General features: G+C 59.5%; 18 protein-coding genes. 12 read left to right on the forward strand and 6 right to left on the reverse strand.

The genetic code is table 11. The features are described 5' to 3' along the window. Positions 1-150 precede the first annotated feature (150 nt). Positions 151-2,067, forward strand: a complete 1,917-nt coding sequence (locus FBY12_RS12965) for an ATP-binding cassette domain-containing protein (RefSeq protein ID WP_145253076.1) — start codon at positions 151-153, stop codon at positions 2,065-2,067. Between the two features lie 189 nt (positions 2,068-2,256). On the opposite strand, the gene FBY12_RS12970 is transcribed toward FBY12_RS12965, so the two are convergent. Continuing rightward, positions 2,257-2,694 (reverse strand): universal stress protein, encoded by a 438-nt coding sequence (locus FBY12_RS12970; protein ID WP_092270773.1) that lies wholly within the window; start codon positions 2,692-2,694, stop codon positions 2,257-2,259. Between the two features lie 104 nt (positions 2,695-2,798). On the opposite strand from FBY12_RS12970, the gene FBY12_RS12975 reads away from it, so the two are divergent. From FBY12_RS12975 to FBY12_RS13010, 7 genes are all read left to right on the forward strand, one after another. Beyond that, on the forward strand, positions 2,799-3,236 hold the full coding sequence (locus FBY12_RS12975) for a hypothetical protein (protein WP_145253077.1): 438 nt from the start codon (positions 2,799-2,801) through the stop codon (positions 3,234-3,236). Positions 3,237-3,878: 642 nt separating this feature from the next. After that, on the forward strand, positions 3,879-6,026 hold the full coding sequence (fadB, locus tag FBY12_RS12985; RefSeq protein ID WP_145253078.1) for a fatty acid oxidation complex subunit alpha FadB: 2,148 nt from the start codon (positions 3,879-3,881) through the stop codon (positions 6,024-6,026). 32 nt (positions 6,027-6,058) lie between these two features. Continuing rightward, entirely contained in the window at positions 6,059-7,234 is a 1,176-nt protein-coding gene (fadA, locus tag FBY12_RS12990) for an acetyl-CoA C-acyltransferase FadA (protein WP_007944141.1), read from the forward strand. A 99-nt stretch (positions 7,235-7,333) separates the two neighbouring features. Then, positions 7,334-7,570, forward strand: coding sequence for a DUF1653 domain-containing protein (locus FBY12_RS12995; RefSeq protein WP_092270764.1), 237 nt, complete (start codon positions 7,334-7,336; stop codon positions 7,568-7,570). A gap of 114 nt (positions 7,571-7,684) precedes the next feature. Beyond that, positions 7,685-10,312: a type I DNA topoisomerase gene (gene topA, locus FBY12_RS13000; protein WP_092270761.1), complete on the forward strand. Its 2,628-nt coding sequence runs from the start codon at positions 7,685-7,687 to the stop codon at positions 10,310-10,312. A 142-nt stretch (positions 10,313-10,454) separates the two neighbouring features. Beyond that, on the forward strand, positions 10,455-10,979 hold the full coding sequence (locus FBY12_RS13005; protein ID WP_145253079.1) for a DUF6586 family protein: 525 nt from the start codon (positions 10,455-10,457) through the stop codon (positions 10,977-10,979). Between the two features lie 150 nt (positions 10,980-11,129). Then, positions 11,130-11,363, forward strand: a complete 234-nt coding sequence (locus FBY12_RS13010; protein ID WP_092281450.1) for a hypothetical protein — start codon at positions 11,130-11,132, stop codon at positions 11,361-11,363. 92 nt (positions 11,364-11,455) lie between these two features. On the opposite strand, the gene sulA is transcribed toward FBY12_RS13010, so the two are convergent. Beyond that, the gene (sulA, locus tag FBY12_RS13015; RefSeq protein WP_092270755.1) at positions 11,456-11,929 is read right to left on the reverse strand and encodes an SOS-induced cell division inhibitor SulA; all 474 of its coding nucleotides are present in this window, start codon (positions 11,927-11,929) and stop codon (positions 11,456-11,458) included. Positions 11,930-11,939: 10 nt separating this feature from the next. Beyond that, positions 11,940-12,548, reverse strand: a complete 609-nt coding sequence (gene lexA / locus FBY12_RS13020; protein WP_092270751.1) for a transcriptional repressor LexA — start codon at positions 12,546-12,548, stop codon at positions 11,940-11,942. Positions 12,549-12,777: 229 nt separating this feature from the next. On the opposite strand from lexA, the gene FBY12_RS13025 reads away from it, so the two are divergent. The 4 genes from FBY12_RS13025 (at position 12,778) to FBY12_RS13040 (ending at position 18,755) form a co-directional block, all read left to right on the forward strand. Further along, positions 12,778-13,485: a TetR/AcrR family transcriptional regulator gene (locus tag FBY12_RS13025; protein ID WP_092270749.1), complete on the forward strand. Its 708-nt coding sequence runs from the start codon at positions 12,778-12,780 to the stop codon at positions 13,483-13,485. A 158-nt stretch (positions 13,486-13,643) separates the two neighbouring features. Then, complete coding sequence (gene nagZ, locus FBY12_RS13030) at positions 13,644-14,654, forward strand: beta-N-acetylhexosaminidase (protein ID WP_145253080.1); 1,011 nt, start codon at positions 13,644-13,646, stop codon at positions 14,652-14,654. A gap of 12 nt (positions 14,655-14,666) precedes the next feature. Then, positions 14,667-15,404, forward strand: coding sequence for an S-methyl-5'-thioinosine phosphorylase (locus FBY12_RS13035; RefSeq protein ID WP_145253081.1), 738 nt, complete (start codon positions 14,667-14,669; stop codon positions 15,402-15,404). 54 nt (positions 15,405-15,458) lie between these two features. Next, positions 15,459-18,755, forward strand: a complete 3,297-nt coding sequence (locus FBY12_RS13040; protein ID WP_145253082.1) for a DEAD/DEAH box helicase — start codon at positions 15,459-15,461, stop codon at positions 18,753-18,755. A gap of 83 nt (positions 18,756-18,838) precedes the next feature. On the opposite strand, the gene FBY12_RS13045 is transcribed toward FBY12_RS13040, so the two are convergent. From FBY12_RS13045 to mfd, 3 genes are read right to left on the reverse strand one after another with little or no spacing between them, the layout of a single operon-like run. Further along, positions 18,839-21,532, reverse strand: coding sequence for a DEAD/DEAH box helicase (locus tag FBY12_RS13045; RefSeq protein ID WP_145253083.1), 2,694 nt, complete (start codon positions 21,530-21,532; stop codon positions 18,839-18,841). An 11-nt stretch (positions 21,533-21,543) separates the two neighbouring features. Next, positions 21,544-22,113: a CsiV family protein gene (locus FBY12_RS13050; RefSeq protein WP_145253084.1), complete on the reverse strand. Its 570-nt coding sequence runs from the start codon at positions 22,111-22,113 to the stop codon at positions 21,544-21,546. A 10-nt stretch (positions 22,114-22,123) separates the two neighbouring features. Then, the gene (gene mfd, locus FBY12_RS13055) at positions 22,124-25,573 is read right to left on the reverse strand and encodes a transcription-repair coupling factor (RefSeq protein ID WP_145253085.1); all 3,450 of its coding nucleotides are present in this window, start codon (positions 25,571-25,573) and stop codon (positions 22,124-22,126) included. Between the last annotated feature and the right edge of the window lie 248 nt (positions 25,574-25,821).

Below are 25,821 nucleotides of genomic sequence, written 5' to 3' on the forward strand. Positions count from 1 at the left end.
TTAGCCTTTTGCCAGCAACGGGCGAAAGCTTTGCCGGCCAGTCAGCGCAAGATCGCAACATTTGTTATGCAGAGTGCTTCGAAGGTGAAATTGCCGGCCTTCTGAAGCCTCAAGTCAGGTAGAATGCGCGCCCGGTTTTTGGAGAAGCTCATGACCCTGCTCAAATTCAGCGATGTGTCCCTTGCTTTCGGCTCTACGCCGTTGTTGGACAAGGTGTCCTGGCAGATCGCCCGTGGAGAGCGGGTGTGCATCATCGGCCGTAACGGCACTGGCAAGTCCAGCATGATGAAGCTCGTCAAGGGCGACCAGAAGCCCGATGACGGCTCCGTTTGGCGCGCACCCGGCCTCAAGATTGGCGAATTGCCGCAAGAATTGCCGGTAGCCGACGAGCGGACCGTGTTCGACGTAGTGGCTGAAGGCCTGGACGGTGTTGGCGAACTGCTCGCGCAGTATCACCACCTGAGCCAGAACATCGTCACCGACGCCGACCTGGACAAATTGATGCACGTCCAGCACGACCTCGAAGCCCGTGACGGCTGGCGTTTGCAGCAATTGGTCGACAGCACTTTGAGTCGTCTGCAATTGCCTGCCGACAAGACCCTCGCCGAATTGTCCGGTGGCTGGCGTCGTCGCGTCCTGCTGGCGCAGGCGCTGGTTTCCGAACCTGACCTGCTGCTGCTCGACGAACCGACCAACCATCTCGATATCGGCGCAATCGCCTGGCTCGAAGAAGCGTTGAAGGATTTCCAGGGCGCCGTGCTGTTCATCACGCACGACCGTTCCTTCTTGCAGAACCTCGCCACGCGCATCCTCGAACTGGATCGCGGCGGCCTGATCGACTGGAACGGCGACTACGCCAGTTTCCTCGTGCACAAAGAAGCCTCGCTGGTCGCTGAAGAGACCGCCAACGCGCTCTTCGACAAAAAACTGGCCCAGGAAGAAGTCTGGATCCGCCAAGGCATCAAGGCGCGCCGCACCCGTAACGAGGGCCGCGTCCGCGCCCTGAAAGCATTGCGCAATGAGCGCAGCGAACGCCGCGAGCGTACCGGCAAAGCCAATATTCAGCTGGACACTGCCGACAAGTCCGGCAAGCAGGTGATGGTCCTCGAGAACGTCAGTTTCGCTCACCCGGGCGGCCCGTTCCTGATCAAGGATTTCTCGATGGTCCTGCAGCGCGGCGACCGTATCGGTCTGCTCGGCGCCAACGGCACCGGCAAGACCACCTTGCTGAAACTGATGCTCAACGGTCTGCAACCGACCAGCGGCACGGTGGAAGAGGGCACGCGCATCGACGTCGCTTACTTCGACCAGTTGCGTCATCAGCTCGATCTGGAAAAAACCGTGATCGACAACGTGGCTGAAGGTCGCGACTTCATCGATATCGATGGTCAGAGCCGTCACGTGTTGAGCTACCTCGGCGACTTCCTGTTCAGCCCGCAGCGTGCCCGCACGCCAGTGAAAGCCCTGTCCGGTGGTGAGCGCGCGCGTCTGTTGCTGGCCAAATTGTTCAGCAAACCGGCAAACCTGCTGGTCCTCGACGAACCGACCAACGACCTCGACGTGGAAACCCTCGAACTGCTGGAAGAGGTCTTGCTGACCTTCAACGGCACTGTGCTGATGGTGAGCCACGACCGGGCATTCCTCGACAACGTGGTTACCAGCACTCTGGTCTTCGAGGGTGAAGGCAAGGTTCGCGAGTACGTCGGTGGTTATCAGGACTGGTTGCGTCAGGGCGGCTCGCCGCGTCTGTTGGGTGTCACCGAGAGCAAATCCGGCAAGGCTGACTTGACCTCCGCAGTGGTCACGGCCGAAGCGGCGCCGGTGGCTGCAGCGGAAGCGCCAGTGGCGAAGAAGAAGCTCAGTTACAAACATCAGCGTGAGCTGGAAATGTTGCCGGCGCAGATCGAGGCGATGGAGCAGCAGATTGCGGCGGTTGAAGCGCAGATGGCTGATCCTGCTTTTTATCAGCGCCCGGCTGCCGAAACGGCGGCCGTGATTGCTCAGCTTGAGCAATTGCAGGCGGAGCTCGAAGTGATGGTCGAGCGTTGGGCCGAGCTGGATGCCTGATTGATCCCGCAATAAAAAAGCCCGGCGTTCAGAGATGAACGCCGGGCTTTTGCTATGCAATGTGATCTACAGGAAGAACATAGATCAAATGTAGGAGTGAGCCTGCTCGCGATGAGGTCTGACAGTCAAAATCGTGTTGACTTTCAAGACGCCATCGCGAGCAGGCTCACTCCTACAGGTTCAGTGTTATCAGCTTTTGACCAGGCGCACTGCGAGCACATCGCATGGCGCACCGTGCAGCACGTCGTTGGCGGTAGAGCCGAGCAGCAAGGCCAGGCCGTGTCGACCATGGCTGCCGACCACGATCAGGTCGCAGGTCTGTTCCTTGGCCAAGTGATGGATTTCCTGGCGCGGCTGGCCGTAAGTCAGGTGGCTGTATTCTTTGGACAGTTCCGGGTATTTCACGATCAACCGGTCAAGGCGTTCCTTGGCCTGATCGAACTGTTGCTGTTGCAGTTGTGACAGGTCCATCGGTACGTCGCCGCCGAAGGCCATCGCCATGGGCTCGACAATGTGCACCAGGGACAATTTTGCGCCGTTGCTCACCGAGAGCTCGCGCGCGCGGTGGATTACAGGATCGCACTCTTCGGTTAGATCTACGGCGACCAGAATATGGTGGTAGGGCATGAGGTGCTCCTCCTGAGGATGGCAATGTTGGTAAGTATGGCTGGTTTCAAGCGCAATGGTTCCAAAGTGACACATCGCGCTCATCAAGAATCGGGAGTACAGATATGACGGTCTGGATAGTGGTGTCAATCCTGCTGGTGGTACTGAGTCCGCTGGCATGGTTGCGGCCGTCCCGCCATCAGAGCGGTCGCATGGCGTTGCGCATGGAAGCGCGGCGCATCGGGCTGGCCATGCAACCGGCGCCGCAGGAGTGGCCGCACTGGCTCAGCCACGAGCCGCCGAGCCCGTGCGCGCAGTACCATCGGCCGCGTCGGGGCAACCATCCGAAGTGCTGGAGTTATTGGCAGAAAGCGCCGGGCGTGTGGGTCAATCAATGGCAGGAAGCCTGTGAAGATCCGCTGCTGCTCAATCATTTCGAAAAATTGCCGGACAACGTCTACAAGGTTGAAGCCGACAAGCAAATGATCACGCTGTACTGGGGCGAGAAGGGCGAAGCCGAGGTGTTGCAGCACATTGATGCCACGCTGAAAGCCCTCGCCTGACAAGGTCGCAATCTGTAGCAGCTGCCGAGCCTGCGAGGCTGCGTTCGGCTGCGCAGCAGTCGTCATCGTGTCCCGAGTTTACGACGACTTCGTCGCCCAACGCAGCCTCGCGGGCTCGGCAGCTGCTACAAGTTTTTGTGCATTTCGTGGGCAATAAAAAGCCCGACATCATCATCGGGCTGGGGTTGGCCAGGCAGGCCGGAAACCTTTTTGTGGCGCTGATCTTGCGCCAGGCATTCGCCATTCGCGCGCAGTTTTTGCTGAACGTTCCGCCAGCGTAGCTGCTCCCTCACCGCTTGCCGTGAATTAGGGCGACTTTTCTAACTATTGATTTTATGAATGGCTTGGCATGCGACAGCCTGTCGCAGACGCTGTGGTTGTGGAAATGACCGGAAAGTCGCGTTTCAACCCGCATTTTGGGCGATTGACAATTGCGGGAAATTCCGTGAAGGTGGCGTACCCAAATCAAACGGGCGTATGAATTGAGCGTTTGTCTTACAGGACGCTCCTACAGAATCCCGACTATCGCGTTGGCGGGTGTGCCGGGTGGATTGGCGTTAGCATCGACGAAAAGCGTCCTGCCAAGCCATTCGCCTGCGTCCGACGTGTACTGTTCAGCTTCCATATCGTGGAGATCAGTTGATGATTTACGAAGGTAAAGCCATCACGGTTAAGGCTCTTGAAAGTGGCATCGTCGAACTGAAGTTCGATCTCAAGGGTGAGTCCGTCAACAAGTTCAACCGTCTAACCCTGAATGAATTGCGTCAGGCCGTAGACACCATCAAGGCAGATGCTTCGATCAAGGGTGTGATCGTCAGCAGTGGCAAGGACGTGTTCATCGTCGGCGCCGACATCACCGAATTTGTCGAGAACTTCAAGCTGCCTGATGCAGAGCTTGTCGCTGGCAACCTCGAAGCCAACAAGATTTTCAGCGATTTCGAAGACCTCAACGTCCCGACGGTCGCCGCGATCAACGGCATCGCCCTCGGTGGCGGTCTGGAAATGTGCCTGGCGGCGGACTACCGCGTCATGTCCACCAAGGCCAAAATCGGTCTGCCGGAAGTCAAACTGGGCATCTACCCAGGCTTCGGCGGCACTGTGCGCCTGCCGCGCCTGATCGGTGCCGACAACGCCATCGAGTGGATCGCCGCCGGTAAGGAAAACCGTCCTGAAGACGCGCTGAAAGTTGGCGCCGTCGATGCCGTGGTTGCTCCTGAGAAACTGCAGGAAGCCGCTTTGGAGCTGATCAAACGCGCCATCTCCGGCGAGTTCGATTACAAAGCAAAGCGTCAGCCGAAACTTGAAAAACTCAAGTTGAACGCCATTGAGCAGATGATGGCCTTCGAAACCGCCAAAGGTTTTGTGGCGGGTCAGGCTGGCCCGAACTACCCGGCGCCGGTTGAAGCGATCAAGACGATCCAGAAAGCTGCTAACTTCGGTCGCGACAAGGCGCTGGAAGTTGAAGCCAACGGTTTTGTGAAGCTGGCCAAGACCTCTGCCGCGCAGAGCTTGATCGGCCTGTTCCTGAACGATCAGGAGCTGAAGAAGAAAGCCAAGGTCTACGACGAAATCGCCAAAGACGTGAAGCAGGCTGCCGTATTGGGCGCCGGCATCATGGGTGGCGGTATCGCTTATCAGTCGGCCTCCAAAGGTACGCCGATCCTGATGAAGGACATCAACGAGCACGGCATCGAGCAGGGTCTGGCAGAAGCCGCGAAACTGCTGGTGGGCCGCGTTGATAAAGGTCGCATGACAGCGGCGAAAATGGCCGAAGTGCTCAACGGCATTCGTCCGACCCTGTCCTACGGAGATTTCGGTCACGTGGATCTGGTTGTCGAAGCTGTCGTCGAGAACCCTAAGGTCAAGCAGGCCGTACTGGCCGAAGTTGAAGACAAGGTCAAAGAGGACACCATCCTCGCGTCCAACACCTCGACTATTTCCATCACCTTGCTGGCCAAAGCCCTCAAGCGTCCGGAAAACTTCGTCGGCATGCACTTCTTCAACCCGGTGCACATGATGCCGCTGGTTGAAGTGATTCGTGGCGAGAAGTCCAGCGAGCTGGCCGTTGCCACCACCGTTGCCTACGCGAAGAAAATGGGCAAGAACCCGATCGTCGTCAACGACTGCCCGGGCTTCCTGGTCAACCGCGTGCTGTTCCCGTACTTCGGCGGTTTCGCCAAACTGGTCAGCGCCGGTGTCGACTTCGTACGCATCGACAAGATCATGGAAAAATTCGGCTGGCCAATGGGCCCGGCCTACCTGATGGACGTGGTCGGCATCGACACCGGTCACCACGGTCGTGACGTGATGGCTGAAGGTTTCCCGGATCGCATGAAAGACGATCGCCGCTCGGCCATCGACGTGCTTTACGAAGCCAAGCGCCTGGGCCAGAAGAATGGCAAGGGTTTCTACGCTTACGAGACCGACAAGAAGGGCAAGCAGAAGAAAGTCGCCGATCCGTCGGTGCTGGAAGTGCTCAAGCCGATCATTTACGAGCAGCGCGAAGTCACTGACGAAGACATCATCAACTGGATGATGATCCCGCTGTGCCTGGAAACCGTGCGTTGCCTGGAAGACGGCATTGTCGAAACCGCCGCCGAAGCCGACATGGGTCTGGTCTACGGTATTGGTTTCCCTCCATTCCGTGGCGGCGCGCTGCGCTACATCGATTCGATCGGTGTTGCCGAGTTCGTTGCCCTGGCTGACCAGTACGCTGATTTGGGCGCGCTGTACCACCCGACCGCGAAGCTGCGTGAAATGGCCAAGACTGGCCAACGGTTCTTCGGTTAAGCGTCCCAACTTTTGAGCGAGAGTGAAATTTTATGAGCTTGAATCCAAGAGACGTCGTGATTGTCGACTTCGGTCGTACTCCGATGGGCCGCTCCAAGGGCGGCATGCACCGCAACACCCGCGCCGAAGACATGTCGGCGCACCTGATCAGCAAACTGCTGGAACGCAACGTCAAGGTTGACCCGAACGAAGTCGAAGACGTGATCTGGGGCTGCGTCAACCAGACCCTGGAGCAGGGCTGGAACATCGCGCGCATGGCGTCGTTGATGACACAGATCCCGCACACCGCTGCCGGCCAGACCGTCAGCCGCTTGTGTGGCTCCTCGATGAGCGCTTTGCACACTGCTGCGCAAGCGATCATGACCGGCAACGGTGACGTGTTCGTGGTGGGTGGCGTCGAGCATATGGGTCACGTGAGCATGATGCACGGTGTCGATCCGAACCCGCACATGTCGCTGTACGCGGCAAAAGCCTCGGGCATGATGGGCCTGACCGCAGAAATGCTTGGCAAAATGCACGGCATCACTCGCGAACAACAGGACGCTTTCGGCGTGCGCTCGCACCAGCTCGCTCACAAGGCGACCCTGGAAGGCAAGTTCAAAGACGAAATCATCCCGATGCAGGGCTATGACGAGAACGGTTTCCTGAAACTGTTCGACTACGACGAAACCATTCGTCCGGAAACCACCCTGGAAAGCCTGGCGGCTCTCAAGCCTGCTTTTAACCCTAAGGGCGGCACCGTGACAGCCGGTACTTCGTCGCAGATCACCGATGGTGCTTCGTGCATGATCGTGATGTCGGCACAGCGTGCACAAGACCTCGGCATCCAGCCGATGGCGGTGATTCGCTCGATGGCAGTGGCGGGCGTGGACCCGGCAATCATGGGTTACGGCCCAGTGCCAGCGACGCAAAAAGCGTTGAAACGTGCGGGCCTGGGGATCAACGATATCGACTTCTTCGAGCTCAATGAAGCTTTCGCCGCACAGGCTCTGCCAGTGCTGAAAGATTTGAAAGTGCTCGACAAGATGAACGAGAAGGTTAACCTGCACGGCGGCGCGATCGCCTTGGGTCACCCGTTCGGTTGCTCCGGTGCACGTATCTCCGGCACGTTGCTGAACGTGATGAAGCAGAATGGCGGCACCTTCGGGGTAGCTACCATGTGCATTGGTCTCGGCCAAGGCATCTCTACCGTCTTCGAACGCGTTTAAGCGTCTCGTTGATGGAAGCCGGGGCCAAGTGCCCCGGTTTTTGTTTTTCTGAAATTATTTTTTATTTTTATTTGAAAAGATTTGAGCGAGGGCCGAAGCATGCCGATACAACCTGGGCTCTACCAACATTACAAAGGTCCGCAATACCGTGTATTTAATGTCGCGCGGCATTCCGAGACCGAAGAAGAAGTGGTGTTTTACCAAGCCCTGTATGGCGATTACGGCTTTTGGGTGCGTCCCTTGAGCATGTTCCTGGAGTCGGTCGAGGTTGACGGCGAACAGGTCCCACGCTTTGCTTTGGTGCAAGCTGAACCGAGCCTTTTTTCCAAGCCATAAGCTGAGTGCGCGCGATACCCTGCGCTTGACCTCACCTTGTAGCCACTATATATAGCGGTGCCGCGTCAGGCGCCAACCGCCTTTCACTTCTAGAATTCAGGAATTTTCTGATCCATGGGCAAATCGCTGGTCATTGTGGAATCCCCGGCTAAGGCCAAGACCATCAACAAGTATCTGGGTAACCAATACGTGGTGAAGTCGAGTATCGGCCATATCCGAGACCTGCCCACCAGCGGTTCGGCTAGCGCCAGCAAAGAGCCAGCCGCCAAGCGCGGCAAGGCTGCCGCGGGTGAAGGTCCGGTGCTCACGCCGAAAGAGAAAGCGCGCAAGCAGCTGGTCTCGCGCATGGGCGTCGATCCCGATCAAGGCTGGAAAGCCAAGTACGAGATCCTTCCGGGCAAAGAGAAAGTCATCGAAGAGCTGCGCCGGCTCGCCAAAGATGCTGACACCATCTATCTCGCAACCGACTTGGATCGCGAGGGGGAAGCCATTGCCTGGCACCTGCGCGAAGCCATCGGTGGTGACGACAGCCGCTACAAGCGTGTGGTGTTCAACGAAATCACCAAGAAGGCGATTCAGGAAGCCTTCTCCAAACCGGGTGAGCTCGATATCGACCGTGTAAATGCCCAGCAGGCGCGTCGTTTCCTCGACCGCGTGGTGGGTTACATGGTTTCGCCACTGCTGTGGGCCAAAGTCGCTCGCGGCTTGTCGGCAGGTCGTGTGCAATCGGTTGCGGTGAAACTGGTGGTTGAGCGTGAGCGCGAAATCCGCGCGTTCAATCCGGAAGAGTACTGGGAAGTTCACGCTGATCTCGGCACCGCGAAAGGCGCCACCGTGCGCTTCGACGTGGCCCGCGAGAAGGGCGAGGCGTTCAAGCCGCTCAACGAAACCCAGGCCATGGCCGCGCTGGAGAAGCTCAAGTCTTCCAGCTACAGCATCGTCAAACGTGAAGACAAACCGACCAGCAGCAAGCCGTCGGCGCCGTTCATCACGTCCACCCTGCAACAGGCCGCGAGTAACCGCCTGGGCTTCGGGGTGAAGAAAACCATGATGATGGCTCAGCGTTTGTACGAAGCGGGCTATATCACTTACATGCGTACCGACTCCACCAACCTCTCGGTTGATGCCGTGGCTATGGCGCGTACATATATTGAAGGCGAGTTCGGCAAGAAGTACCTGCCGGAGAACCCGAACGTCTACAGCAGCAAGGAAGGCGCACAAGAGGCTCACGAAGCGATTCGTCCTTCCGACGCCAATACCGAGCCAAGCAAGCTGTCGGGCATGGAGCGTGACGCCGAGCGGCTCTACGAGTTGATCTGGCGCCAGTTCCTCGCTTGCCAGATGCTGCCAGCGCAGTACCTGTCGACCACGGTGACCGTGGGTGCCGGTGATTTCGAGCTGCGCGCCAAGGGCCGCATCCTCAAGTTCGACGGTTACACCCGCGTGATGCCGCAAATCGCCAAGCCGGGTGATGACGACGTGCTGCCAGACATGGCCCAGGGCGACGCGATGAAGCTGATCAAGCTTGATCCGACCCAGCACTTCACCAAGCCGCCGGCGCGGTACTCGGAAGCGAGCCTGGTTAAAGAAATGGAAAAACGTGGCATCGGTCGTCCTTCGACTTATGCGGCAATCATTTCGACCATCCAGGACCGCGGCTATGTCGCGCTGCACAACCGTCGTTTCTATTCGGAAAAGATGGGCGACATCGTCACGGAGCGTCTGGCCGAAAGCTTCTCCAATCTCATGGACTACGGCTTCACCGCCGGCATGGAAGAGAACCTCGATGACGTGGCCCAGGGCGAACGCGACTGGAAAAACGTGCTCGACGAGTTCTACGGCGATTTCAAAAAGAAACTCGAAGTAGCCGAAAGTGCTGAAGGCGGGATGCGCGCCAACCAGCCGGTCATGACTGATATTCCGTGCGTGGTGTGCGGCCGCCCGATGCAGATTCGTACCGCATCGACTGGCGTGTTCCTCGGCTGCTCCGGCTACAGCCTGCCGCCGAAAGAACGCTGCAAGGCCACCGTCAACCTGGTGCCGGGCGATGAAATCGCTGCGGACGATGAAGGCGAATCGGAATCGCTGGTCCTGCGCGGCAAGCACCGTTGCCCGATCTGCAGCACGGCGATGGACGCTTACTTGCTGGATGAGAAGCGCAAGCTGCACATCTGCGGTAACAACCCGGATTGCGACGGTTACGAGATCGAAGAAGGCAACTACCGGATCAAGGGCTACGAAGGTCCGAGCCTGGAATGTGACAAGTGCGGCAGCGAGATGCAGCTCAAGACTGGCCGTTTCGGCAAGTTCTTCGGTTGCACCAACCCGACGTGCAAGAACACCCGCAAACTGCTGAAGAGCGGTGACGCGGCGCCGCCGAAGATGGACCCGGTGAAGATGCCTGAGCTGAAATGCGAAAAGGTCAACGACACCTACATCCTGCGCGACGGCGCTTCCGGCCTGTTCCTGGCGGCGAGCCAGTTCCCGAAAAACCGCGAGACGCGTGCTCCGCTGGTGATCGAAATTGTGCCGCACAAGGATGAGATCGATCCGAAGTACCACTTCCTCTGCGAAGCACCGAAGAAAGATCCGGACGGCCGTCCAGCGGTTATCCGCTACAGCCGCAAGACCAAAGAGCAATACGTGCAGACCGAAGTCGACGGCAAGCCTACTGGCTGGAAAGCGTTCTACGACGGCGGCAAGTGGACTGTTGAAGACAAGCGGACCCCCGCGAAGGCGTAAACAGCCGCTGCACTGAAAAGGCCGCATGACAACCCTCGGGTTTTCATGCGGCCTTTTTGTTTTGGGCTTGCGGTCGGCAGAGCTGATCCACGACACTGTCCGACCTGCGTGAAGCAATTATTTCGTTGTGGAGGCTGCCGTCATGGCCCACGAACTCTATACCCGTACCAACCAGAAGATTTATTTCGCCGGCCTGTCGCTTGAAGCGCTGGCCAGGGCCGAAGAGGGGCGGGCGATGAACTCGCTGGCGCTGATCCAGGCTGGGCGCGAATCCGCGCTGTTTCACCTGTACGGTGCGTTGCTCGGGTTGTGCCATGAGATCGCCGGTTTCTATCGTTTACCTCAAGCCAGCGCGCCCCGGGCCGAGATGCTTTTGACCCGAGAAGTGCTGGACGCCATCGCCATTCCGGAAATGGCCGAGATGATCGAGTTGGTGGGTAATCCGGAAACCTGGCTGGCCAAATTGCTCGCAGCTCACGCTGCTCTTTTCCAGCCGCCACGGGTGCCACACAAACCCAAAGGTGATGTGACGCAGCCGCTGATCATGGCAGTCAATCTGGACGAAGAAGAGGCACCGCAAGAGCTGAGTCGCGAGGAGTTGGAGAGCTGGCGTCAGAACCTTAAAGGTCTGGCAATTCGCTTCCGTGAAGGTTTGAACGAGTGCTAAGGCACTGACGATGTAATGGAGCAGCCGTTCGGCTCTCCATTCAGGGATGAGTGCAGCAGATATTTCTTCGCAATGACTGCTGGTCAAGATACCGAGCGAAGCCTGGCCGATGCCTATATAATCCCCGCCTTTCGTGGAGAACAGACCTTTATGCCAACGTCCTTTCTAGAAATTGTCGAGTTACCAGACGGCCGAATCGAGCTGCGCAGGGCCGAGGACGAGGGTTCTCTGGTTACTTTGGATTTCTCCGAGGATGCCAAGGCGTTCCTGCAAGGTAATCATGTGGAAGTCGCCAAGGCGATGCTGAGTGTCGGCGTGCAGATGGCCGGTCGCATGGTTGATGGTGAATTCAACAAAGATGAAGAGCCGCGGATCCTGCACTGATCCCGCTCGTCGGTTACCGCAGATTCCGTCTCAAGTCGGCTTCTCTATCCCTGGAGAAGCCCGGCGCCGTTCCAGGCGCGCATGCTGGTCAATCAACCCAAGCGAATATTCAGGCTCTGAGCGTCCCCAATGCGGGCGGCGCTGATCAACTGTTGCCGTGTCGCGGTGTTCAGCGGGTTGAGCCAGCTGACTACCGTGTGGCTTCGGCCTAGTCGCAACGCTTCGCACGTCAGCTGTTGCGCGCTCTGAGCACCACGCGGTTGCAGCAGCAGAATGCGTTCGCGGTTCAGCCCGGCGTCCCGCAGCCAGGCCTGGGTCAGGCTGGCGGGCGGGGCGATCAGCGTCAGCCATCGTGCGTCCTGGTCCTGGCTCAATTCCCGGAGAATCGGCGCCAGAAGGTTCAGGCAGCTCCCTGCTGCACCACGCAGCGACAGTTCGCTGAAAACATCGGGCTCGGCGCTCCAGGGCGACTCGACCACGTCTTTCAGGATCGGCGCCAGCGGTTGGGCCATGAACGCCTCGAACAACGGCAATTGGGCTTGCTGTGGTGTATGTGGGAACTGCATAAAGCCTCCTTTAGCGGCGAATCACGCCGACACTCAAGCCTTCGATCACCAGTTCCTGATCTTTCAGGTTGACTTCAATTGGGGCGAACTCAGGGTTTTCGGCAATCAGCCAGACCTTGCTGCCATCACGCTTGAAGCGCTTGACGGTAACTTCATCGCCAATCCGCGCGACCACGATCTGGCCATTGCGGGCTTCACGAGTGGTGTGCACGGCCAACAGATCGCCGTCGAAAATGCCAACGTCTTTCATGCTCATGCCGTGGACTCGCAACAGGTAGTCGGCACGCGGATGGAAGAAGGTCGGATTGATGTTGCAGGACTCTTCGATGTGTTGCTGCGCGAGGATCGGCGCGCCGGCAGCGACACGGCCAATGATCGGCAGGGTCGATTCGTCAGCCTTGGCTTCGAAACCGGGGATACGAATACCGCGAGAGGCGCCAGGCGTCATCTCGATCGCGCCCTTGCGAGCCAGGGCCTTGAGGTGTTCTTCGGCGGCATTGGGCGACTTGAAACCCAGTTCCTGGGCGATTTCCGCACGAGTAGGCGGGTAGCCGTTATCGTCGAGGCAGCGTTTGATGAAGGCCAGAATCTCTGCTTGGCGTGGCGTCAGCTTTAGCATATTGATCGCTCTGTCTTTTTATACAGTGACTGGGATTATATACAGTGAATTGCTCTTGGCAATGCCCGTTTTTTTGCGCGCCGCTGGACGGTCATTCAGCCGGCTCGTTGAAGCGTTGCGGTTGTATGGTTAAATAGCTGACCGACCATTCCCAAAACGAACCCGCAGGCTTGACAATGCCTGGGCTGAAACGTATGTTTCAAACAAGTGTTTGTCAGGCGGAGTAGCCATGGCCCAGTCGGAAACCGTTGAACGCATTCTCGATGCTGCCGAGCAGTTGTTCGCGGAAAAAGGTTTCGCTGAAACCTCGTTGCGTTTGATTACCAGCAAGGCCGGGGTCAATCTGGCGGCGGTGAATTATCATTTCGGTTCCAAGAAGGCGCTGATCCAGGCGGTTTTCTCGCGCTTCCTTGGACCTTTCTGCCTCAGTCTCGACAAAGAGCTGGAGCGCCGGCAGGCCAAACCGGAAAACAAACCGACGCTCGAAGAGCTGCTGGAAATCCTCGTCGAGCAAGCCCTCGTCGTGCAGCCTCGCAGTGGCAATGACCTCTCTATCTTCATGCGTTTGCTCGGTCTGGCGTTCAGTCAGAGCCAGGGTCACTTGCGGCGTTATCTGGAAGACATGTACGGCAAGGTCTTCCGTCGCTACATGATGCTGGTCAACGAAGCCGCGCCACGTATTCCGCCGATCGAACTGTTCTGGCGCGTGCACTTCATGCTCGGCGCCGCTGCGTTCAGCATGTCCGGGATCAAGGCCTTGCGCGCGATTGCCGAGACTGATTTCGGCGTCAATACCTCCATCGAACAAGTGATGCGCCTGATGGTGCCGTTCCTCGCGGCTGGCATGCGCGCCGAAACCGGCGTGACCGACACGGCCATGGCCACCGCGCAGCTTCGTCCGCGAAGCAAATCGGCGCCGCTTGCCGCCAAGGTTTAACCGCACACGGGTGGGCGCGGCAGCTGACATCCGCTAAGCTAGCCGCCCATGCCGACTCTCGTTCTGAACCCGCTTTCCATTGCTGTCGCCGACCTGCCGGGCATCGCCCAAGTTGGCGCTTGCGTGCGAACCGGGTTTTTCGTTTTCAAGGAATCTCTATGACTGCTGGCCTGCAAGGCTCGTTGATGGTGGACGTCGCCGGTACCTGGCTGACGGCCGAAGATCGCCAATTGTTGCGTCAGCCCGAAGTGGGCGGCCTGATCATTTTCGCGCGCAACATCGAGCATCCACGCCAGGTCCGCGAGTTGAGTGCGGCGATCCGCGCCATTCGTCCTGACCTGTTACTCGCGGTGGACCAGGAGGGCGGTCGGGTTCAGCGCCTGCGTCAAGGCTTCGTGCGTTTGCCGGCGATGCGCGCGATTGCCGACAACCCCAATGCCGAGTACCTCGCCGAACAGTGCGGCTGGATCATGGCCACTGAGGTTCTCGCCGTCGGCCTCGACCTCAGCTTCGCGCCGGTGCTGGACCTCGATTATCAACGCAGCGCCGTGGTCGGCACTCGTTCGTTTGAAGGTGATCCCGAGCGCGCAGCGCTGCTCGCTGGAGCCTTTATTCGCGGGATGAACAGTGCCGGCATGGCCGCCACCGGCAAGCATTTTCCGGGGCACGGTTGGGCGGAAGCGGATTCCCACGTCGCCATTCCGAACGACGAACGCAGCCTCGAAGAAATCCGCGCCAACGATCTCGTGCCATTCGCGCGCCTGAGCAAACAACTGGCTGCCGTCATGCCGGCCCACGTCATTTATCCACAAGTCGACGCTCAACCGGCCGGTTTCTCCCGGCGCTGGTTGCAGGACATCCTGCGCGGCGAATTGCAGTTCGATGGCGTCATCTTTAGTGACGATCTTTCCATGGCCGGCGCCCACGTGGTCGGCGATGCTGCGAGCCGCATCGAAGCCGCGTTGAGTGCCGGTTGCGACATGGGCCTGGTGTGCAACGACCGCGCCGCCGCAGAACTGGCGTTGAGCGCGGCGCAACGGATGAAGGTCAAGCCATCGCCGCGCATCGCACGGATGCGCGGGCAATCGTTTGCCGGCACTGAATACCGCCAGGACCCGCGCTGGCTCACTGCTGTCGGTGCGCTGAAAGAAGCTCAACTGATTGAATAAGGACCGCACGCTATGACGGTTTACGCGATTATCGGTGGCACCGGCCTGACCCAGCTCGAAGGCTTGAGCATTCGTCAGTCACTGGCGGTGGACACTCCTTACGGTGCGCCTTCAGCCGAGGTGCATATCGGCGAATACGCCGGCAAGGAAGTGCTGTTTCTCGCCCGTCACGGCCACCCGCATCGTGTGCCGCCGCATCAGGTCAACTATCGCGCCAACCTCTGGGCGCTGAAGCAGGCCGGCGCCGAAGCGATTCTCGCGGTCAACGCCGTTGGCGGCATCCATGCAGCAATGGGCACCGGGCATTTCTGCGTGCCGCATCAACTGATCGACTACACCAGCGGGCGCGAACACACGTTCTTCGCCGGCGACCTCGATAACGTCACCCACATCGATTTCAGCTATCCGTACAACGAGCCACTGCGCCAGCAACTGATTGCCGCGCTGGCCGCCGAAGGCCTTGGCTACAGCAGTTTTGGCGTGTACGCCTGCACCCAGGGTCCGCGCCTGGAAACCGTGGCGGAAATCGCCCGACTGGAACGCGACGGGTGCGACATCGTCGGCATGACCGGCATGCCGGAAGCGGCATTGGCGCGTGAGCTGGACCTGGCTTACGCCTGCCTGGCGCTGGTGGTCAACCCGGCGGCGGGCAAGTCCACGGCAGTGATCACCATGGCCGAAATAGAGCAGGCATTGCACGATGGCATGGGCAAGGTCAAATCGACACTCGCTCGCGTTCTGGCAGGTTGAGTCTGCAACGGCCGGGCAATCCTCGGCCGCTCCATTTCCAGCGGCGTTGATCCCATGAGCACGTTAGTAGAGCATCTGCAATCAAGTTCCTGGACGAGGGCGTTCAGCCACAGCGCGCTGGAAAAGGCCCGCCGATACGTCGCCGAGGGGCGGGTATCCATCGATCAGGCGATTGATCGTCGGGTGTTTGCCTCCTGCGAAGGCTCGGAAACCCTGCCGTATGACCAGTGCATCCAGCTTGATTGCGATGACAATGGTACCCACCAGCTCTTGTGCGGTTGCACCTGTCCCGTTGGCAGCCATTGCAAACACTGCGCCGCCGTCATTTATTTCCTCACCGGCGATAACCTTGAGGCATCAGACGGCGGCGCTCAGGTCCAATTGAACCGTGAATTGCAGCGCTGGCTCGACGATCTTCCAGACGCCAGCAAAACCACTGATGAACCCTCGCAAAACACTGGCACGCGCCTGGTGTACAAGCTCAGGCCGACAAAAGTCGCCGGCAAATTCACCCTCCAGGTGTTCCGGGTTCGTCAGCTCAAAAGCGGTGTGATGCAAGACATCACCGCGTTGTATTCGCTATCCGATCTGTTGCTGCGTCAGCCCGGCTACTTGACCGAACTCGACCTGCGAATCGCCCGATTGGTAGTCGCCGTTCACTCCCATCACGCCCATTACGATGGTTACCCGTTGCAGGGCAGCAGTGGTGCCGAGCTGCTGGAGCTGTGCCTGCGGACCTCGCGGCTGTTCCTCGATTTCGAACAACAGCAGGTCTTGTCTTCGGGGCAGTCGCGCACTGGCCAGTTCGCCTGGGCGGAACAATCCGACGGCAGCTTCCGTGCGCAGTGGAGCAGCGAAGAAGCTCCGGCGGAAACCATTCTGGCGCTGGAGCCTTTGTATTATCTGGATCGCGAGCAGCTGCAAGTCGGGCCTCTGCGCAACGAAATGGACGAAAAACTCGCGTGCCACTTGTCGCTCGTCCCGGACATCCCGGCGCAGCAGGCGATGCAATTCAGCCACCGACTGAACGCTGTGTCGCCATTTGTTGCACCTCCGCACGCGCTCACCGAGCGCGTTATCGATGACGTATTTCCTCAGCCGCACCTGATCCTCGCCAGCGGCAAACGCTACGTGCGCTGGCAGCATGAGCCCGAACACCGCGCCGCGTTGGCGTTCACCTACAACGGCCACCCGGCGGTGGACCGGAACCCGGAAGTGCTGGTGCTCGAGGGTACGGAAACCCAGCGCATCCAGCGCAAACCTGCTGTGGAGAAAGTGCTGCGCAGCGCCTTGCAGAAATACGGTTTCAAGAAGGCTACGCGCAAAAGCAACCTGGACCGTCCCGGCGAGATGTTTGCGTTACCGGACGATTCAGCATGGCTGGCTTTCGTCCAGGACGGTTTGCCGAGGTTGCGCGCGAAGAACTGGCTGATCGATATCGAAGAGGGCTTCGACTTCAATCTGCAAGCGGTGGACGATTGGTACGCCGAGGTTGAGGAAGAGGCCGGGCATCAGTGGTTTGATCTGCAACTGGGCATCGTCGTCAACGGCGAGCGGCACAGCCTGCTACCGATTTTGCTGCAACTGATTCGTCGTCAGCCGCAGCTGCTTGACCCCGCGAGCCTGGCCAAGCGCAGCGATGACGAACAGCTATTGATTGAGCTGGGCGGTGTCGGCTTCGGCGCCAAATCGCTGAGCAAAGTAGCGTTGCCTTACGGCCGAATCAAACCGCTGATGGCCACGCTCGGCGAGTTGTATCTGGGTTCGCACCAAGGTGATTCGCTGCGTCTGGGGGCGCCGGACGCGGCGCGCCTCAGCGGGCTCGAAGGCTTGCCGCTGGTGTGGCAGGGCGGCGAGCGTTTGCGCAGTTTTGCGCAAAAACTGCGTGAGTCGGCCCATGCTCACGTGCCGGCACCCGCCGGGCTCAACGCGACGTTGCGTCCGTATCAGCTCGAAGGGCTGAACTGGATGCAAACCCTGCGTGAGCTCGAAGTCGGCGGCATTCTGGGCGACGACATGGGGCTGGGCAAAACCCTGCAAACCCTCGCGCACCTGCTCACGGAAAAGCATGCCGGTCGCCTGGATCGCCCGGCGCTGGCGGTGATGCCGACCAGCCTGATCCCTAACTGGCTCGATGAGGCGCAGCGTTTTACCCCACAGTTGAAAGTCTTGGCGCTGCACGGGGCGGCGCGGCAAAAAGACTTCGACAATCTCGCCGAATACGATCTGGTATTGACCACCTACGCGCTATTGCCGCGTGATCTGCAGATTTTGCAGGCGCAGGTCTGGAGTGTGCTGATCCTCGATGAAGCGCAGAACATCAAGAACCCGCTGAGCAAAGCTGCGCAGGCTGCCCGTGATCTGCAGGCGAGCCAGCGTTTGTGTCTGTCCGGCACGCCGCTGGAAAATCACCTCGGTGAGTTGTGGTCACAGTTCCACTTCTTGCTGCCCGGTTGGCTGGGCGACAGTAAAACCTTCACTCGCGACTACCGCACGCCGATCGAGAAACACGGCAACAGCCAGCGGATGCAGCATCTGACGGCGCGGATCAAGCCGTTTCTGTTGCGCCGCAAGAAAGACCAGGTCGCCACCGAATTGCCGCCGAAAACCGAGATTGTGCATTGGGTCGATCTCAGCGACGGCCAGCGGGATGTTTATGAAACCGTGCGCGTGGCGATGGATAAAAAGGTTCGCGACGAAATTGCCCGCAGCGGCGTCGCGCGCAGCCAGATCATCATCCTTGATGCGCTGCTGAAGTTACGTCAGGTCTGCTGTGATCTGCGTTTGATCAAGGCGCCGCTGAGCGCCAAAGCCCTGCGTTCGGGCAGCGGAAAACTCGTCAGTTTGATGGAAATGCTCGAAGAGCTGCTCAGCGAGGGTCGCAAGATTCTGCTGTTTTCGCAGTTCACTTCGATGCTCGCGTTGATTGAGGAAGAGCTGCAGCAACGTTCTATCGCATATTCAATGCTGACCGGCGATACCACGGATCGGCGCACGCCGGTCAAGGATTTCCAGAGCGGCAATGTGCCGCTTTTTCTGATCAGTCTGAAGGCGGGCGGTACCGGTTTGAACCTGACGGCGGCGGACACGGTGATCCATTTCGACCCGTGGTGGAATCCGGCGGTGGAGAATCAGGCCACCGACCGCGCCTATCGGATCGGCCAGAACAAACCAGTGTTCGTTTACAAGCTGATCGCGCGCGGCACCGTCGAAGAGAAAATTCAGGCACTGCAGCAGGAGAAAGCTGCGCTGGCCGGCGCGGTGCTCGAGGGCGGGACGACGGGTGGCTGGAAGTTGGAGCAGGGTGATATAGAGGCGTTGTTTGCGCCGTTGCCGGTTGCCAAGGGTTGATTAGGTTTCTTTAGTGATGGCCTCTTCGCGGGCAAGCCTCGCTCCTACAGGGTGTGCGCCAAATCTCCGCCGCGCCGCAAATCTCAGCGCTTCTCCAACTTGTCCGGCAACGGCGCAAACAGCGCTTCAATATCATCGCTCTGCAGTTTCCAGTCGCCCGCCGAACGGCCATCCAGCACGCCCGCCGCGAGGTCGGACTTTTCCTTTTGCAGGTGCTGAATCTTCTCTTCGACGGTGCCGCGCGCGATCAGCTTGTAAACAAACACCGGTTTTTCCTGGCCAATGCGATACGCGCGGTCAGTCGCCTGATTCTCTGTCGCCGGGTTCCACCACGGATCGTAATGAATCACCGTGTCCGCTTCGGTCAGGTTCAGCCCAACGCCACCCGCCTTCAAACTGATCAGAAAAATCTGCCGCTTGCCGCTCTGGAAGTCCTTGACCGGCGCGCGGCGGTCACGGGTTTGGCCGGTCAGAATCGCGTATTCGACACCCCGCTTTTTCAGCTCTTCTTCGATCAACGCGAGCATCGAAGTGAACTGCGAGAACAGCAGAATCCGCCGTCCTTCTGCGAACAGTTCTTCGAGCATTTCCATCAAACTGTCGAGCTTGCCTGATGTGCCACCGCGCACCGGCAGCACGGCGTCGTTGACCAGACGCAAATCGCAACACACTTGGCGCAGCTTCAGCAGCGCTTCAAGAATGATGATCTGGCTGCGCGCCACGCCTTTGCGGGTGATCTCGTCGCGGACTTTCTTGTCCATCGCCAGGCGCATGGTTTCGTACACGTCGCGCTGGGCTTCGTTGAGGTCGACCCAGTGGATGATCTCGGTTTTCGGCGGCAATTCCGTCGCGACTTGTTCTTTGGTCCTGCGCAGCAGAAACGGTTTGATCCGACCGTTGAGGTGCTGCAGCCGCACTTCGCTGCCGCGCTTTTCGATCGGCACGCGGTAATCGCGGTTGAAGCTTTTTACATCGCCGAGCCAGCCGGGCAGCAGGAAGTGGAACAGCGACCACAACTCACCCAAGTGGTTTTCCAGCGGTGTGCCGCTCAGGCACAAACGCTGCCGCGCATTCAACTCGCGAGCAGCCTGGGCAGCCTTGCTGTTGGGATTCTTGATGTACTGCGCTTCATCCAGCACCAACACGTGCAGCGGCACGGCGGCGAGGGTTTCGACGTCCTTGGGCAGCAGCGCATAGGTCGTGAGGATCAGGTCGTAATCGGCCAGATTGTCGAAATGCTTTTTGCGCGTGGCGCCGTACAACGCCAGCACTTTGAGCTGCTGCGTAAAGTGCGCCGCTTCGTCGAGCCAGTTAGGGATCAGGCTGGTCGGCATTACCACCATGCTCGGCCGATCGAGCCGTCCGGCGATTTTTTCGCTGAGAATATGCGCCAGGGTTTGTAGGGTTTTTCCCAAGCCCATGTCGTCCGCAAGAATCCCGCCGACTTCCAGTTGCCGCAGCGATTGCATCCAGCTCAAACCTTCGAGCTGATAGGGCCGCAACGTTGCGTTCAAGCCTTGCGGAGCGGTCGAGGTGAAGTCCTTGATATCGCGCAGACGCTGGGCAAAGGTGCGAATCTGTTCGCCACCTTCCCACAACAGCGGCATGCCTTCGAGCGGGTTCAGGCGTATCGCGTCGGCCTTGCTCAGGCGCAGCGTGGTTTCGCCCGGGCCTTGCAGATAGAACTCGCCGAGCGTCGCCAGCACTGGTTTCAAGCGACCGAAGGGCAGGGCGACTTGCAGCGGGCCGTACTCGGAATTCGGCCGATTGGGGATGTTCACCAAAATCAGCTCGTCGTCGCGACGCCGGGCAAGACGTTCCGGATTGAGGATTTCGGTGTGCGAGCGCATCAGGTTCAACAGGATCGGCAGCAGGCTCAGGCGCTCGCCGTTGACGATGATGCCCAGTTCCAGATCAAACCAGTCGCGCTCCGGCGCTTGTTCGACGGTGGCGTACCAGTCGTCCACCGCCGTCAGGTCGAAACCGAAGTCCTCGTCGATCTGCAGTTCCCAACCTTGGCTGCGCAGCTTCGGCAAGTCATTGAGGGTGAAGGTCAGCCAGGCACTGTCGTTGACCATCTCGAACAATTCGCCAGCGCTTTCCGGCAACGCTTTGCTTTGCCGGGTGGCGATCTTGAAGCCGAGAATGCGCAGCTGTTCCCGGTAGGCCTGTTCGACTTCCGGCTGGCGTTTTATCCGTAAGGTCTGGGTTTCCTGGCGAATCAGCACGTCGGCGTTCTTCTGCCCCGACACGTATTCATCCAGATAGCTGAACGACAGCGCCGCGCGATGCTGGATGTAACGCTGCATCTTGCCGTTGCGCGGCTCGAACGCGCTGAACTCGATGCTCGCCAGCCACAGGCGCGGCAGCGGTTGCACGTTTTCCACCAGCACTTGCGGCGGCGCTTTCGGGCTGCGGTTTTCCAGAACCGTCTGGAGTTTTTCCAGCAATTCGGCGTCTTGCGCAGCGGCGGGGTAGGCGAGGGTTTCCTGCACTTTGAGCAGCACCGCCGCGCAGTGTTTGCAGTTAGTGCGCACCGGACACGAGCACGTCGCATCGACCATCAGCAATGTGGCTTTGGCTGACTCGCGCAAGCGAATGGTCTGACGATAGACGTTGCCGCCCGAGCCCTCACACGCGGCGACGATGGTCGCGTCGCCAACCTCGACGATCCTGACGCGATTTTCCAAAGCGTAGCGGCGGCCACGCTCCAGGCTTTGCTCCTTGAATCGGCTGACCCAGGAAGGTGCCAGGGGTTTGCTCAGGGTCGGGGCCATAAAGACGTCAATCAGTCCGGAATTTCATCGGGGACTGGCCGAGGTGCCGGGGCGGTCAACGAGGTGATCTTGATCAGCAGGCCGAGGTGGCCGTTATCGAGGAAATTCAGCTGGCCGTTCTTGGTGTGGCTTTCCTGTTTCAGGCGTTCGCTGGCGGTGACCAGGCCGTTGGCGTCGATCTGATTGACCCAGAAATCGGCATCGACGTCGGTGAAGCGCCCGAGTTTCAGGCTCAGCGTGCCCTCGATCGGGAACTGCCCGAACTGTTCCGCGCCGTCGCTGAGCGCAATCTTGCTCGGCTGTTCGCCAAGCGTCTGTTGCCAGGCCTTGTGCAGCAACACCGTGTAATCACTGCTCGCGGTGAGTTTTTCCACTTCGCCGTTCAGGCTCGGCGTGCGCAAGTTGTCCGGGCTCAATCGAGGTGCGCCGCCGGACCAATCTTCCGGGGCGGCACGGCTGACAATCGCCGGCACGGCGTTTTGCCGGACCAGAATCATTTCGACTTGATACAAGTCGTCGGCAAACGCCGTGGATGTGGTGACCAGGGCAACCAACAAGGTCAGTGAGCGAAACAGGCGCATGCGGCGTCCTTCAAGCAGTTTTCGGGAGAAGGCGCTCGAACAGCGCCTCAACAGTATTAAAGCGCTCTTCCGGGCGCTCCATCGGCACCATGAACTTGAACATCGTGGCACCCTCGAACTTGTAGCGTTTCGGTTGGCTCTGGATCAGTTTGATCAGGGTCAACGGGTCGACCGGCGTCTGCGCAGCGAACTCGATCCGCCCGCCCTGCGGGCCGCCATCGACTTTCTTGATGCCCAACTGTTCAGCCTGCAGTTTCAGCAAAGTGATGCGCACCAGATTTTTGGTCGGCTCCGGCAGCAGGCCAAAGCGGTCGATCATTTCGACCTGCAAGTCCTTCAGGCCTTCCTCATCGGTGGCCGAGGCAATGCGTTTGTAGAGAATCAGTCGGGCGTGAACGTCCGGCAGATAATCCTCGGGAATCAGCGCCGGCACCCGCAAGTTGACTTCCGGACCACCGCCCAGCGGTTGATCGAGGTTGGGCTGCTCACCTTTGCGGATCGATTTCACCGCGCGTTCGAGCATCTCCATATAGAGAGTGAAACCGACCGCCTGAATCTGCCCACTTTGCCCGTCGCCGAGCAGCTCGCCAGCACCACGGATTTCCAGGTCGTTGGTCGCGAGGACAAAACCGGCGCCGAGGTCTTGGGTGTTGGCGATCGCTTCCAGACGTTTCTCGGCATCGGAAGTGATTTGCTGGCGCGGCGGCGTCAGCAGGTACGCGTAAGCCTGGTGGTGACTGCGCCCGACGCGGCCACGCAATTGGTGCAGCTGCGCGAGGCCGAATTTGTCGGCGCGTTCGATGATGATGGTATTGGCGCTCGGCACGTCGATGCCGGTCTCGATGATGGTCGAGGCGATCAGCACGTTGAAGCGCTTGTGGTAGAAGTCGCTCATCACCTGTTCGAGTTCGCGTTCGCGCATCTGTCCATGGCCGATGCCGATCCGCGCTTCCGGCACCAGTTCGGCGAGGTCGGCGGCGCATTTTTCGATGGTTTTCACATCGTTGTGCAGGTAATAAACCTGACCGCCGCGCAGCAATTCACGCAGCAGGGCCTCTTTGACCGTGCTTTTGTTTTGCTCCATGACGAAGGTGCGCACCGACAAACGCCGCGCCGGTGGCGTGGCGATAATCGACAGATCGCGCATGCCCGACACCGCCATGTTCAGCGTGCGCGGAATCGGCGTGGCGGTCAGCGTAAGAATGTCGACCTCGCTGCGCAGGGCCTTGAGCTGTTCCTTTTGACGCACACCAAATCGGTGTTCTTCGTCGATGATCACCAACCCGAGGTTCTTGATTTTTACATCGTCGGACAGCAGCTTGTGCGTGCCGATGACGATGTCGATCTTGCCTTCCGCGAGGTCGGCGATTGCCGCATTCACTTCTTTGGCCGACTTGAAACGGCTCATCACTTCCACGCTCACCGGCCAGTCGGCAAAGCGGTCGCGGAAGCTGTTGTAGTGTTGCTGGGCGAGCAGGGTGGTCGGCACCAGAATCGCCACTTGGCGACCGCCATGGACGGCGATGAACGCGGCGCGCATGGCCACTTCGGTCTTGCCGAAACCGACGTCGCCGCACACCAGCCGGTCCATCGGTTTTGGCGCGAGCATGTCGCTGCGCACGGCGTCGATGGTGGTCTGCTGGTCCGGGGTTTCCTCGAACGGGAACCCGGCGCTGAACGTCGCGTAATCGGCTTTCGGGTCGGCGAACGCATGACCTTCGCGGGCCGCGCGGCGTGCATAAATGTCGAGCAATTCGGCGGCGACGTCGCGCACCTGTTCGGCGGCTTTGCGTTTGGCTTTCTGCCAGGTCTCGGAGCCGAGCCGGTGCAGCGGCGCCAAGGCATCGTCGCTGCCGGTGTAACGCGCGATCAAATGCAGGTTGGCCACGGGCACGTAAAGTTTGGCGCCCTCGGCGTATTGCAGCATCAGGAACTCGGCGGCCTGATCGTCGATTTCCAGCGTCGCCAAGCCGAGGTAACGGCCGACACCGTGGTCGATGTGCACCACCGGTGCGCCTTCGCGCAGCTCGGTGAGGTTTTTGATCACCGCGTCATTGTTGCCGTCAGCGCGTTTTTCGCGACGCCGACGCTGCATCACCCGTTGCCCGAACAACGGGCTTTCGGCGATCAATGCCAGCGCCGGGTCGTCCAGCATCAGGCCTTCATCCAGCGGCGCAATAGTGATCGCCAGGCGATCCTTGCTGGCGACAAAGTCCGGCCAGCTGTCGACGGTTTTTGGTCGCAGCTTCAGGCGTTCGAGCAGTTCCAGCAGCACTTCGCGACGGCCCGCCGATTCGGCGGTAAACAGCACGCGACCGGGAAACTCGCTGAGGAAACCGGCCAGCGCCGCCAACGGCTGAGTTGCCTTGGCTTCGATGGCCAGGTCCGGCAACGCATGCGCCGGGAAGCGCTCGCGGCCGACGCCGGTTTCGACGTCCTGTTGACTGGCGACCACGCGCGGCCAGTTCTTCAGGCGCGCGAAGCAGTCTTCCACCGGCAGGAACAATTCCGCTGGCGGCAATAAAGGACGCGATGGATCGACGCGGCGCTCTTCGTAGCGATTGCGCACGTCATTCCAGAAGTTCTCGGCGGCTTGCTCGATGCCCGGCAGCGAAAACACTTGGGTGTCTTGCGGCAGGTAATCGAACAGCGTTGAGGTTTCATCGAAAAACAGCGGCAGGTAATACTCGATCCCGGCCGGGGTAATCCCGCTGCTCAGGTCCTGAAAGATCGGGCAGCGGCGGAAATCGACGTCAAACCGTTCGCGGAAACGTGCCTTGAAGCGGGTGACCGCGTCCTTTTGCAGCGGGAATTCCCGCGCCGGCAACAGTCGCACCGTGTCGACTTTGTCGATGGAACGCTGGTTGTCCGGGTCGAAGGTGCGCAGGGTTTCGATTTCGTCGTCGAACAGGTCGATGCGGAACGGCAGTTTGCTGCCCATCGGGAACAAATCGATCAGCGAGCCGCGCACGGTGAATTCGCCGTGCTCGTACACCGTGTCGACGTAGCGATAGCCACTGGCCTCAAGCCGCGTGCGCATCTGCTCGACATCGAGCTTCTGCCCAACGTCCAGCACCAGGCTGCTGCCGAGCAGGAACTTGGTCGGCGCCAGCCGATGCAGGGCGGTGGTGATCGGCACCACCAGCACGCCATGCGTCAGTTCGGGCAGCCGATACAGGCTGGCGATGCGCTGGGAGATGATGTCCTGGTGCGGCGAGAACAGGTCGTAGGGCAGGGTTTCCCAATCCGGGAAATGCAATACAGGCAAATCCGGGGCGAAGAAACTCAGCTCCTGTTCCAGCCGTTCGGCACTTTGGCTGTCGGCAGTCAGCAGCAGGGTAAAGCGCTTGGCAGCGCTGGCAGCCTCGGCGATGGCCAGGCTCAGGGCGGCACCGGGCAGGTTGCCCCAGTGCTGTTTACCTGCCGCAGCAGGGAGTAGCGGTAGACGCAGAACGGGCACGGAAGGTTGAGCTCCAAGCGTTGCGACAAAGTCGGTAATTGTAGCGGCCTCGGGTGCCGGCTGTCAGTTGCAGATCTGTCTATATCGCGGGTTGGACGAAATGTAGTGGTAAAGACAAAATCGAGCGCTTTTTCGTTCAAAAATGCTGATTATGTAGTGGCTAAAACAACACGTGTTACGGAAGGTTACGGACAAGGCAGCGCTGTCCCCAAAAAATTGACGACGCTGGAGGCCGCGGTTTTACTGGG

Source organism: Pseudomonas sp. SJZ131 (genome assembly GCF_007828705.1).
GTDB lineage: Bacteria > Pseudomonadota > Gammaproteobacteria > Pseudomonadales > Pseudomonadaceae > Aquipseudomonas > Aquipseudomonas prosekii.